Here is a 13,126-nt window from a genome sequence, read left to right as displayed (position 1 = left end):
TGATCAGATTTTGGTGAATTGCACCTTTCTGCCAGACTACTAGTGGGGAAGGTTGTCCGAGCGGCCGATGGAGCTGGTCTTGAAAACCAGTGTGCGGTAACCCCGTACCAAGGGTTCGAATCCCTTACCTTCCGCAATTGGGGCGGAAAACGGTTTGTGTCTAATGTCCCCCGGGGCGCCGCAGTCCGTATTCCATCCAAAAGATAAGGCGTATCAACTTCCGGAAACGGAAGCTGATACGCCTTATTTTTATGCCCGGAGGCTATTACCCTCCCGCATTGTTTCCAGAACGCCGTTGAATACACCGCCCGCGGCCCGAGCTTTGGCCGCCCTCGGCCTAGCCGAAAGTCCGACCCTCACGCCCGGACACCTTCAGGTCACCCATTCGTAACCTGCGCCACATAGTATTACCCACGTCACTCGCGTTACCCCCCTCGCTGCCGGCTGCACGGCAGCATTTACCGTCGGCTGGTTCCAGCTGACCTAGGAGCATGAGGCATGAGACCTTCAACCTGGAAGGCGGCCCTGGGAGCAACCCTCTCGGCCGGCCTGCTGGCGGCACCGATGACGGCGCTTCCGGCCTACGCCGAGGACAGCGCTGCAGCTGTCCCCGGCATCATCATCAACGAGGCATACCTGAGCGGCGGCAGCGCCAACGCACCCTTCGCCAACAAATTCGTTGAACTGTACAACCCGACGGATACCGATGTGAGCCTGGAGGGCTGGTCCCTGCAGTACCGCTCCGCGGGTTCGACGGCGGCGCCCACCGGAATCGGCGCCCTCGCCGGCACCATTCCCGCCGGCGGCCACTATCTGATCTCCGGAGCCTCGAACGGCGCTGCAGGCGCCCCGCTGCCGGCCGCGGATGCGAGCGTCGGTGCCAGCTTCAGCGGCTCGGGCGGCACCCTCATCCTGTCCAACCAGGCAACCCGGGTGGATCCCCTGCCCGCCGGCTCCGTCACCGGGCAGCCTTCAGTGGTGGACCTGCTCGGCTACGGCAGCTCCAACACCTTCGAAACCGCTGCCGCCGCGGCACCGGCCGGAAACGCCGATCCGAAGTCCCTGAACCGGACCGGATTCACCGACTCCAACAACAACGCCGCTGACTTCACGCTCAGTGCCGCTGTCACCCCCACCGGTACCGGCGGAACGGTGCCGGGCGAACCGGACCCCACTCCAACACCGGACCCCACCCCCACGCCTTCCCCCACCCCCACGGCTCCCGTTGACCCGGCAGACCCCGTGGCCATTGCCGAGATTCAGGGCACCGGGGACGCCAGCCCGCTGATCGGCCAAACCGTCACCACCCGGGGCAAGGTCACCGGTGTCTATCCCACCGGCGGCTTCAACGGCTATTACCTGCAGACTCCGGGAACCGGCGGAACCCTCGATCCCGCCAGCCACACGGCGTCGCACGGCATCTTTGTCTTTTCCGCGGATACTGTCGGCTCCGTTGCTGCCGGTGATTACGTGGAAGTCACCGGAACCGTCGGCGAGTACTACGGGCTGACCCAGCTCACGGTTGCAGCTGGCAACATGTCCCAGCTCAGCGAGCCGGCCGAGGAGGTCAAGCCCGCCAGCGTGGCCTGGCCCGCCTCCGATGCCGAGCGCGAAACCCTGGAAGGCATGCTGCTGGCACCGCAGGGAAGCTTCACCGTCACGGACAATTACTCGCTGAACCAGTACGCCGAAATCGGCCTGGCTGCCGGTGACTCTCCCCTGGTCCAGCCCACTGCTGTGGCTGCCGTGGGCACTGCAGAGCATGCCGCCGTCGTCGCCGACAATGCGGCACGGGCAGTGAAGCTCGACGACGGCGCCAGCACCAACTTTCTGAGCGCCGCCAACCAGGGAATTCCCCTGCCGTATCTGACCCCGGAAAACCCGGTGCGCATCGGCGCCGCCGCCGCCTTCACCACCGGCGTGATCCTGGACTTCCGCAACAGCGCCTGGAAGTTCCAGCCGCTCACCGCCCTTACCGCAGCCAATGCCCCCGAGGCGACACCGGCGTCGTTCGAAGCCACCCGCACCACGGCTCCAGAAAGCGTGGGCGGCAACCTGAAGCTGGCCTCCTTCAACGTGCTGAATTACTTCAGCACCACCGGAGACAGCATTCCCGGCTGCACCTACTACAGCGACCGCGCCGGCGCACCGCTGACCGTGCGCGGCGGCTGCGATGCGAGGGGTGCCGCCAACGCGGAGAACCTCGAGCGCCAGCAGGCCAAGATCGTCGCCGCGATCAATGCCCTCGGCGCCGACGTCGTTTCACTCATGGAGGTGGAAAACTCCGCAGTCTTCGGCAAGGACCGCGATGATGCACTCGCCAACCTGACGGCCGCACTGAACGAGCAGGCACCGGGCACCTGGGACTACGTCCGCTCCCCCGCTGCCCTGCCCGACGACGAAGACGTGATCCGCACCGCCTTCATCTTCCGCACCGCAACAGCCGAGCCCGTGGGCGACTCCGTCATCCTCAACGACGAAACGGTCTTCTCCAACGCCCGCGAGCCGCTGGCCCAGGCCTTCAAGCCCGCAGGAGGCGAGGACGGCTCAGCCATCCTGGCCATCAGCAACCACTTCAAGTCCAAGGGATCGGCGCCGGACTCCGGCGAGAACGCCGACACCGGGCAGGGCGGCTGGAACGCCGACCGCGTGCGCCAGGCGCAGGCTCTGACCGCCTTCGCCGACACGGTTTCCGAATCCGCCGGCACGGACAAGGTGTTCCTGCTCGGCGACTTCAACTCCTACGCCGCCGAGGATCCCATGAAGGTGCTGGCCGACGCCGGCTACGTGAACCTGGGCAAAGCCACCGGGAAGCACTCCTACGCCTTCAGCGGTTTGGTCGGCTCCCTCGACCACGTGCTCGGATCCCCGGAGGCGGCCGAGACCGTCACCGGAGCCGACATCTGGAACATCAACTCCGTGGAATCCGTGGCGCTGGAATACAGCCGCTTTAACACCAACGTCACCAACTACTACGCACCGGACCCCTACCGCTCCTCGGACCACGACCCGATCCTCGTTGGACTCGACCTGAGCCTGGCCGGTACCGAGACCGAAGAACTGAACCTGCTGAACATCAATGACTTCCACGGCCGGATTGACGCCAACACCGTGAATTTCGCCGGAACCGTTGAACAGCTCAAGGCCGCCGCCCCCGACGGCAGCTCGGTGTTCCTTTCCGCCGGCGACAACATCGGCGCCTCCCTGTTTGCGTCGTCCGTACAGCAGGATGCGCCCACGCTGGATGTCCTGAATGCGCTGGGCCTGCGGGCCTCTGCCGTGGGCAACCACGAGTTCGACGCCGGTTTCGAGGACCTCACAGGCCGGGTGGACGCCGCCGCCGATTTCCCGTACCTCGGCGCCAACGTCTACCTCGAGGGCACCACCACGCCCGCGCTGGATGAATACACCCTCCTGGACGTCAACGGGGTTTCCGTAGCCGTCATCGGCGCCGTCACCGGTGAGACACCCACGCTGGTCAGCCCCGGCGGCATCGCCGAGCTGGAATTCGGCGATCCGGTCGAGGCAGTCAACCGGGTGGCCGAGCAGCTTCAGGCCGAGGGTCTGGCTGACGTCATCATCGCCGAGTACCACGAGGGCGCCGGCAGCGGCACCCCGGACGGCGCCACCCTGGAACAGGAGCTCGCCGCGGGCGGCGCCTTCACCGAGATTGTCACCGGCACGTCCGCCCTGGTGGACGCCATCTACACCGGCCACACGCACAAGCAGTACGCCTGGGATGCCCCCGTTCCCGGCGTCGACGGCAAAACCCGTCCCGTGCTGCAGACCGGCTCCTACGGAGAGTTCATCGGACAAATCCAACTGGACTACAACCCGGAAACCGACGAGGTCCTCTCCTACACGGCAACCAACGTTCCGCGCACCACGGAAAGCGCCGATGCGCTGGTCGCCACCTACCCCGCGGTGGCCGAGGTCAAGTCCATTGTTGACGCGGCGCTGGCCTATTCCGCGGAGGTCGGCAACGAGCCCGTAGGATCTGTCACCGCCGATATTACGACGGCGTTCAACGGCACCGTCCGCGACGACCGCGGCTCGGAATCCACTCTGGGCAACCTGGTGGCGGACTCCCTGCTCAGCACACTGGCCGCACCGGAGCGGGGCGGCGCCGAAATCGGTGTCACCAATCCCGGCGGCCTGCGGGCCGAGCTGTATTACGGCGACGATGGCGTCATCACGTACGCCGAAGCCAACGCCGTGCTGCCGTTCGTCAATAATCTCTGGACGACCACCCTCACCGGAACCCAGCTGAAAACGATGCTGGAGCAGCAGTGGCAGCCGGAGGGCGGCTCACGTCCCTTCCTCGCGCTGGGGCTTTCCGACAACGTCACCTACACGTACGACCCGGCCCAGGCCGCGGGCTCCCGGATCCAGACGGTCACCGTCAACGGAGAAGCCCTGGACCCGGACCGTGCCTACCGCGTGGGAACGTTCAGCTTCCTGGCGCAGGGCGGTGACAACTTCAGTGTCTTCACCGACGGCACCGATACCCGTGACTCCGGGCTCGTGGACCGTGACGCGTGGATCAGCTACATCGAAGCGAACAGCCCGCTCTCGCCGGACTTCGCCCGCCAGGGCGTAACCGTGCAGGGAGCTCCGTCCGCTGCAGCTCCCGGCGCAGCAGTGTCCTTCACCGTCTCCGGCCTGGACCTGACCTCACTGGGCAGCCCGGCGAATTCTTCGCTGGCAATCAGCTGGGTTGATGCTGCCGGTGCCGCCGTTACCCTGGGCAGCGCCGCGGTGGCCTCGGGTACGGCGACCGTGAACGTCACCGTTCCGGCAACGGCCAGCGGTGCGGGCACGCTCGTACTGACCGCGGATCCCTCCGCAACCACGGTCACGCTTCCTGTGACAGTGGAAGCACCGCCGGTGCCGCCCGCTCCGGTGTGTGTGGCTCCGGTTCCGCCGCACGGCTGGTGGGATATCCGGGGCTGGATTCGGTACGCCCTGGAATGGGCAAGGTATCTGATCTGCCTCAGCGGCCGGTAGTTCTTCCGCTGACATGAAACGGCGCCGCCGGGAGTCCTGCTCCCGGCGGCGTCTTTCGTTGAGGGGCCACGCTCCTCCACGTCGGCGGGCAGAGCCTGGGCACTGCGGGAAACGCTCCCCTGATCTTGGTAAATCCCCCGCCCGCAGATATTCTAAGCATGCTTACTAACTTATGGATATCGGGGTCCGGAGAAATGGTCCCTGCCGGATCACAACCGATCCCGACCTCAAATTGAACACAATCCGAGTGAGTCAGGAGTGACCTTGCCAGAGCCGCTGTTTACCCTCGACAACACCAAGCCGTTCCGGGATCAGGCCATACCCGGCCACAACCGGTGGCACCCGGACATCCCGCCGGTCGCCACCGTCCGTCCCGGCGAAACCTTCCGGGTGGACTGCCGGGAATGGTTTGACGGCCACATCCGCAACGACGATTCCGCCGGCGACGTCCTGACGGCACCCTTCCACACCGGGCACCAGCTCAGCGGCCCGTTTGAAATAGCCGGCGCGAAGCCCGGTGACCTGCTGGTGGTGGACATTGTCGACGTCGGGCCCATCAGCGAGGGGACGTCCGGACCGCTGGCCGGTGAAGGGTGGGGTTACACCGGAATCTTTCCGCGCACCAACGGCGGCGGCCTGCTGACGCACCGGTTCCCCGACGCTTACAAAGCGATCTGGGACTTCAACGAGGGCACCGCGACCTCCAGGCACATTCCTGAGGTCCGGCTGAAATCCAAGGTGCATCCCGGCGTCATGGGGACCGCGCCCTCCGCAAAACTGCTGAGCCGCTGGAACCGGCGCGAGGCCGCCCTGACGGCGCGCAACCCGCTGCGCGTTCCGCCGCTTGCGCTGCCGCCGCTCGCCGAAGGAGCCCTGCTGGGCGGGGTCGAGCAGGACCGGGCCGCCGAAGTCGCGGTTACGGCCGCGCAGACCGCACCGCCCCGGGAGAACGGCGGAAACCAGGACATCAAGAACCTCACCCGCGGCACCCGGATTTTTTACCCGGTCTACGTTGACGGCGGCATGCTCTCGGTCGGTGACCTGCACTACTGCCAGGGCGACGGCGAGATCACCCTCTGCGGGGCCATTGAGATGGGCGGCTGGATTGACCTGCACGTTGACCTCATCCCCTCCGGCATGCGCACCTACCACTTGGAGGACAGTCCCGCGTTTCTGCCCGGCGATCCCGAGCCCCGCTACGAGGAATGGATCTCCTTCTCCGGCATCTCGGTCACCGGCCGCGGACGCCAAAAGTACCTGGATGCCCGGCTGGCCTACCAGCAGGCCTGCCTGCACGCGATCAACTACCTGACCAGTTTCGGCTACACCCCCGAGCAGGCCTATCTGTTGCTGGGCGCCGCCCCGGTGGAAGGCAGGCTTTCGGGAGTAGTTGATTTCCCCAATGCCTGCGCCACGGTCTACATCCCCACGGCCATCTTTGACTTCGATGTCAGGCCTTCCGCCGGGACCCCGCATCAGGTCAGCCAGGCAACCCCGCTGCCGCATGCACCGGCGTCGGACGTTCCGCGGGAAAAGACCCTCCGTGCCGTGCCGGTGGCCAAGCGCGCCCTGCTCCCTGAGGCATCCTCCATTGGCACCTATCTGGCCGGCACTGCACGGCATCTGCTCCCCGAGACCCTCAGCCGGCGGCTCGGCGGAAAGAGCCGCGGGCAGCGCTGACTGGCGGAGGACGAGGGGCGGGGACGCACCTGCACCGTTACTGCCGGGGGTCCGGATCCCTGGGCGACTCGCTGCCCATGTCAGCGGCACCGAACAGCTTCACCGCCGGATTGTCCGTCTCTTCATTCGGCCGCGGCTGAAGCTCCGGGTGGTGCAGGTCCAGCGCCGGGCGCTCCGAACGGATCCTCGGCAGGGACGTGAAGTTGTGGCGCGGCGGCGGGCAGGAGGTTGCCCATTCCAGCGAGCAGCCAAAGCCCCACGGGTCGTCAACTTCCACCTTGCGCCCCCGCCGCCAGGTGATGAACACGTTCCAGAAGAAGGGAATCAGTGAAGCACCCAGGAGCATGGACGCGATAGTGGACAGCTGGTTCATGCCGGTGAACCGGTCCTCCACCAGATAGTCCGCATACCGCCGGGGCATGCCGGACACTCCCAGCCAGTGCTGGATCATGAAGGTCCCGTGGAAACCGAGGAACAGCATCCAGAAGTGGATCTTGCCCAGGCGCTCGTTGAGCATCTTGCCGGTGAACTTCGGCCACCAGAAGTAGAAGCCGGCAAACATGGCGAACACCACGGTGCCGAAGACCACGTAGTGGAAGTGGGCAACCACAAAGTACGTGTCGGAAACCTGGTAGTCCAGCGGCGGCGAGGCCAGGATGATGCCGGTGAGTCCGCCGAAAAGGAACGTGATGAGGAACCCGATGCTCCAGAGCATCGGGGTTTCAAAGGTGATGGAACCCCGCCACATGGTGCCGATCCAATTGAAGAACTTCACCCCGGTTGGAACTGCAATCAGCATGGTCATGAGCGCGAAGAAGGACTGCATGACGGCGCCGGTGACGTACATGTGGTGTGCCCAGACGGTCACGGAGAGGGCTGCAATGGCCAGGGTGGCAAACACCAGCCCCTTGTAGCCGAAGATTGGTTTACGGCTGAAGACCGGCAGAATCTCCGAGACAATTCCGAAGAACGGCAGCGCGATGATGTAGACCTCGGGGTGGCCGAAGAACCAGAACAGGTGCTGCCACAGGATGGATCCTCCGCGCTCCGGGTCAAAGATCTGCGCTCCGAACCGGCGGTCCGCTCCGAGGGCGAACAGCGCCGCGGCCAGGGGCGGGAAAGCCATCAGGATCAGAATGGCGGTGACGAGGGTGTTCCACGTAAAAATGGGCATCCGCCACATCGTCATTCCCGGGGCGCGCAGGCAAATGATCGTGGTGACAAAGTTGACCGCGCCAAGAATCGTTCCGAAGCCGGACAGGGCCAGCCCGAAGACCCAGAGGTCGCCGCCGATGCCGGGAGAAAACGTGGTGTTGGACAACGGCGCATAGGCCGTCCAGCCGAACGACGCCGCCCCCTGCGGGGTGATGAAGCCGGCAACGGCGATGGTGCTGCCGAAGAGGAAAAACCAGAAGGCCAGGGCGTTCAGGCGCGCAAATGCGACGTCGGGAGCACCAATCTGCAGCGGCATGATGACGTTCGCGAATCCGGCGAACAGCGGCGTAGCGAACATCAGGAGCATGATCGTGCCGTGCATGGTGAAGAGCTGGTTGTACTGCTCCTTCGTCTGCAGAATCTGCATGCCCGGTTCAAAGAGTTCGGCGCGGATGATCAGCGCCATGACACCGCCCACGCAGAAGAACATGAACGACGCGATCAGGTACATGTAACCGATCGTCTTGTGGTCGGTGGAGGTGATCCAGTTGACGACGACCCGCCCCTTGGACAGGGGAACCACCCTCGGAGGTACAAAGGTTCCGGATTCATCTGTGGAGTATTTGAGCGTCGACATTGGATGCCATCCCCTTGGGTACACCGGCCAGATCATCGTGCCCACGGCCGTCCCCCCGGAATCCGCCGTGGCTTGTATCGTAGGTCTCCTCTTTCCCTGCCGTCCAGAGACAACAGGCGATGGCTCCCCGCCCGCCTGCCATCACAACCCGGCTCTGCGGGAATGAAACGGCGCAGAACCCGGTTGCACCCGGGACAGACGTCGAGATTTCATCAAGGAGAGAGCTCATGACAACACAGGTTGAGTCGACCACCCCCGCCCTCACCGACTGGATTCCCTCGCAGCAGTACATTGCCGGACAGTGGCGGGACGGAAGCTCCGAACGGGTTCTCACCGACACCAGTCCCTTTGACGGCACGGAACTGATGAGCATCCGCCAGGCTTCCCGCGAGGACCTGGACGAGGCCTACACCGCTGCGGCCAAGGCCCAGCAGGAGTGGGCAGCACAAACGCCTTCTGCCCGCCGTGCGGTTATGGAACGTGCGGCTGAGATTTTCGACGAGCGCCGTGAGCAGATCATCGCCTGGCTCGCCGCCGAGTCCGGCAGCACCGTCATCAAGGCCACCATTGAGGTGGAGTCCGCACGCGCCATCACCAAGGAATCGGCCACCTTCCCGCACCGGGTCTCCGGAAAAATCCTGGAGTCGGACACGCCGGGCAAGGAATCCCGGGTGTACCGCGGACCGCTGGGCGTTGTTGGCGTCATCAGTCCCTGGAACTTCCCCCTGCACCTCTCCCAGCGCTCGGTGGCCCCGGCGCTGGCACTGGGCAACGCCGTCGTGCTCAAGCCCGCATCCGATACCCCGGTGACCGGCGGACTCATGCTCGCCAAGATCTTCGAAGAGGCAGGCCTGCCTGCGGGTGTCCTCAGCGTGGTGGTGGGCGCCGGTTCCGAAATCGGCGACGCTTTTGTTGAGCACCCGGTTCCGGGCTTCATCTCCTTCACCGGATCCACTCCGGTGGGCAAGAACCTCGGCGCGCTGGCTGCCAGCGGCCCCACCCTGAAGCACGTGGCACTGGAGCTCGGCGGCAACAGCCCGTTCGTGGTCCTGGCGGATGCGGACGTGGACCAGGCCGTCAAGGCGGCCATCATGGGCAAGTTCCTGCACCAGGGCCAGATCTGCATGGCCGTGAACCGGATCATCGTCGAAGACGCCGTGTACGACGAATTTGTGGAAAAGTTCGCCGCACACGCCAAGACGCTGAAATCCGGAGATCCCCGGGACCCGCAGAACACCGTGGGCCCGATCATCAACGCGAAGCAGCTCGAAGGGCTGCAGAAGAAGATCGAGCTCGCCAAGGAGCAGGGCGCACGCCTGGTCGTCGAGGGTGAAACCAACGGACAGGTTCTCTCCCCCTACGTTTTCGCCGACGTCACCAAGGACATGGAACTCTTCCAGGAAGAGATCTTCGGTCCGATTGCCGGGATCATCCGCGCCGCCGATGCCGAAGACGCCCTCTCGCTGGCCAACGCCACTGACCTGGGGCTCGCCAGCTCGGTCTTCACCTCAAATCTGGACGCCGGGGTCCTGTTTGCCCGCCGTATCAAGGCAGGCATGACCCACGTCAATGACATTCCCGTCCAGGACGAGGCCCACGTGGCTTTCGGCGGCGAGAAGAACTCCGGCCTGGGCCGTTTCAACGGTGAATGGGCGATCGAGGAATTCACCACCGACCACACCGTCACGCTGCAGCGCGAACCCCGGCAGTACCCGTTCTAATCCGGTAGCGTATCGGCCTCGGCAACGAGCTGATTTGCACGACGGCGGCCCGCACCTCTGAGGTGTGGGCCGCCGTCGTCGTTACCGTGTTGCCCGTACCGAGTTGCCGTACCGTGTTGCCGTCCCTGCCGGCGGACCCGGGGGCACCCGTTCTCATCTGCCTTCACATCTGAGAGGATGCTGCACCAGCACCAGCGGGAAGAGGAGAGCCACATGCCGGCAAGCAGGCAACACACGGTGGAGAACGACGGCGCCCGGCTGGCCGTCTTCGAGTACGGACTGCCTGCGGAACCGGGGACACCCACGGTCCTGCTGGTCCACGGCTATCCCGATGATCACACCATCTTCCGCAGCGTCATCGACGATCTGGCCGCCGATCATCATGTGATCGCCTACGACACCCGCAATGCAGGGGCTTCCCGGCTTGCCGCGGACGCTGACGCACCAACAGCCGAGGTTCCGCCGGGGAACGGTGGCAGCCCGCTGGCGCCGTACCGGCTGCCGGTGCTGGTTGAGGACTTCTACGCCGTACTGGAGCAGGCCGGCGGACCGGTTCACGTGGTCGGCCACGACTGGGGTTCGATCCAGTGCTGGGCCGCCGTTCGGGATGCCCGCGCCGCCGGCAGGATCCTCAGCTTCACCAGCATTTCCGGGCCGGACATCGGGCACCTGCACCGCTGGTTTTCGCAGTGCGTCCGCGATCCGCGCCGGTGGCTTCTTGCCGCAGGGCAGGCGCTGCGGAGCACTTATGTCGCTTTCTTCCAGCTTCCGGTCCTGCCGGAAGCCCTGTGGCGCGTGCTGGGACCGCGCTATGCCCGGCGGGCCGGCACCACCGCGGAAACCGCCACGGACAATGCGGTCCGCGGCCTGCAGCTCTACCGCGCCAACCTGCTGGGATCGGGCGTCTCGGGCCGGTCACCGCTGCCGCGCGTCGAGGTTCCCGTGCATGTGCTGGTGCCGCTGCATGATCCGTTCCTCTCGCCGCGGCTGACGGACGGACTCGGCACGGAAGTCCGGGACCTGCGGATCAGCCCGGTCGACGGCGGACACTGGTGGCCCACCGAAAACAGCGTGGCGTTCTGCCGGATGCTCCGGCGGTTCACCGGCGGCGGTCCGGCCCAGTAGCGCTTGACCCTGACGCTGCGTCAACCTGCAGACTGTGGGGCATGAGCAAAAACTTCAACTCCTTTGACATCAGCCCCGTCCCCGCACCGGGACCCGACGCGGTTCCGCCGCCGGTATACCGCGGCATTTACGGCATGCCCATGTTCGTCACCGTGCCCACCGAGGACCTGGCGGCATCGGTGGACTTTTGGATTCACGGTCTGGGTTTTATCGACCTGTTTACCATTCCCGGCCAGCTGACCCACCTGCGCCGGTGGGCGTTTCAGGACGCGCTGCTTGTCCCGGCCGACGGCGTAGCCGGCCGCCCCTCGCTGACGGTGAGTTTCGCCTGCGTGGAAAGCGAGATCGAGGGCATTGCCGCGGCGTGCACCGAACTCGTGCCCGGATGCGTTGACGGTCCGCGTTTCACCCCGTGGAACACCGCGGACCTGGAGATCACCACGCCGGAGAACACGCGGGTCATCTTCACTGCCGGCCGGGCACTGGATCCGTCGGGCGGGCAGGCCGATTCGCTGCGCTCAATGGGCATAAACGTCCCCAACCCCTGAGGAGTTTTTCCTACCCGGGCGGGGCCGGGACCGTGTCTTCCATGGGAATATCGTCAACGCCCAGGCGGCGGAGTGCCCACGGGCCCAGTACTGCACCGGACAGGATCATGGCCGCCGAAACCAGGCAGGCTGCCTGCCAGGACACGTAGTCATAGACGAAACCCGCCGCCAGTGCGCCCGCCGCGGCGCTCAGCAGCCCCACCGCCGTGTAGACGCCCATCGCGCTGCCCACACTGTCCGGCACCGCTTCGGCCACAACCGCCTGTTCGATGGGCATCAGCACGGCCCAGGCCAGCCCGCTCAGGATCCACAGGGCCGCGATCATCACCGGACTGGACGCCCAGGCCAGGGAAGCGGCAAAGGCCGCGCTGGCTACGGAAGCAGCTATGACGGCGCGCCGGCGTCCGGTCCGTACAACGACTTTGTGCAGCAGCGGAGGCAGCACGGCCAGGGCGACGGCGCCGGGCAGGAACACATAGGCCGTCTCAATGACCCCGAGCCCGAATCCGCGCTGCAGGTGGAGCAGCAACAGGATGGACACGGCCGCTTCAGCCGCCGCAGTAGCCCCGGACGCGATCAGCATCGGCCGCACCCGCCGGGTTACTGCACGGGTAGTCATCTCGCGGCCACTGCGGCCGGCGTCTTTGGGAGCGGTGCGGGACGGACTGGCGAAGAGCATCACGGCGCCGATCAGGCACGCACCGGCGCAGGCCAGGAGGACCGGCTCAAAAAGGTCGGTTCGTCCCAGCAGCGTCAACCCGGCGACGAACGCCACCCACGTTCCCGTTTCCTGCACCGACATCAGGCGGGCGAACGCTCCGGAGTCCACTGCCAGGCGTTCACTCACGATCGCGCGCAGCGAGACCCACAGCAGGGCTCCGCCGACACCGCCGAGCCCCGCCGCGGCGTAAGCTGCGGCAAGGCTGTCGGCAACCGCGTATCCGCAGCAGGACAAGCCGTAGATGAGGGCGCCAACGCCGGCGAGCGTCCGCCGCTCCCGGGTGTCGGCCAGCCGGCCCGCAACCGGACGCACAACCACGGAGACCAGCAGTTCCGCGGCGACCAGCAGCCCAATCTGCGCCGCTTCCGCTCCGAGGGCCAGGCCTGCCCAGAGCGGGATCAGGAAATCGATCAGGGCAGCCGGGCCGTTGGTGAAACCGGCGGCAAGCAGCGCTGCCCCATGACGGCGTTTCGCCTTTTCAGTTCCCCGGGACACCGCACCAGTAGACATCGCCCCAGTATGACGCTGCCGG

Annotated in this window: 7 protein-coding genes and 1 tRNA gene; 6 read left to right on the top strand and 2 right to left on the bottom strand. The window is 65.8% G+C overall.

The genetic code is table 11. The annotated features are described in order from the left end of the window. Positions 1–46: 46 nt before the first annotated feature. The 3 genes from WKB88_RS15455 to fmdA all read left to right on the top strand — a co-directional run bounded on the left by WKB88_RS15455 (position 47) and on the right by fmdA (position 6,687). Positions 47–134: transfer RNA gene (locus WKB88_RS15455), tRNA-Ser, on the top strand. 364 nt (positions 135–498) lie between these two features. Further along, positions 499–5,007: an ExeM/NucH family extracellular endonuclease gene (locus WKB88_RS15450; RefSeq protein WP_341395436.1), complete on the top strand. Its 4,509-nt coding sequence runs from the start codon at positions 499–501 to the stop codon at positions 5,005–5,007. Between the two features lie 264 nt (positions 5,008–5,271). Further along, entirely contained in the window at positions 5,272–6,687 is a 1,416-nt protein-coding gene (gene fmdA, locus WKB88_RS15445; protein WP_341395472.1) for a formamidase, read from the top strand. Positions 6,688–6,724: 37 nt separating this feature from the next. Here the strand turns inward: fmdA and ctaD are convergent, their stop codons facing one another. Further along, positions 6,725–8,479: an aa3-type cytochrome oxidase subunit I gene (gene ctaD / locus WKB88_RS15440; RefSeq protein WP_341395435.1), complete on the bottom strand. Its 1,755-nt coding sequence runs from the start codon at positions 8,477–8,479 to the stop codon at positions 6,725–6,727. 227 nt (positions 8,480–8,706) lie between these two features. On the opposite strand from ctaD, the gene WKB88_RS15435 reads away from it, so the two are divergent. From WKB88_RS15435 to WKB88_RS15425, 3 genes are all read left to right on the top strand, one after another. Further along, the gene (locus tag WKB88_RS15435) at positions 8,707–10,200 is read left to right on the top strand and encodes an aldehyde dehydrogenase family protein (protein ID WP_341395434.1); all 1,494 of its coding nucleotides are present in this window, start codon (positions 8,707–8,709) and stop codon (positions 10,198–10,200) included. A 213-nt stretch (positions 10,201–10,413) separates the two neighbouring features. Further along, the gene (locus WKB88_RS15430) at positions 10,414–11,325 is read left to right on the top strand and encodes an alpha/beta fold hydrolase (RefSeq protein ID WP_341395433.1); all 912 of its coding nucleotides are present in this window, start codon (positions 10,414–10,416) and stop codon (positions 11,323–11,325) included. 41 nt (positions 11,326–11,366) lie between these two features. Beyond that, entirely contained in the window at positions 11,367–11,873 is a 507-nt protein-coding gene (locus WKB88_RS15425) for a VOC family protein (RefSeq protein ID WP_341395432.1), read from the top strand. 10 nt (positions 11,874–11,883) lie between these two features. On the opposite strand, the gene WKB88_RS15420 is transcribed toward WKB88_RS15425, so the two are convergent. After that, a complete protein-coding gene (locus tag WKB88_RS15420) occupies positions 11,884–13,104 on the bottom strand; it encodes an MFS transporter (RefSeq protein WP_341395431.1) in 1,221 nt (406 codons plus the stop codon). Positions 13,105–13,126 lie beyond the last annotated feature (22 nt).

The organism is Arthrobacter sp. G119Y2, from assembly GCF_038069765.1.
Classification (GTDB): Bacteria; Actinomycetota; Actinomycetes; order Actinomycetales; family Micrococcaceae; genus Arthrobacter_B.
The sequence above is the reverse complement of the archived record's forward strand: the minus strand, read 5'-3'. Positions and strand labels throughout refer to the sequence as shown.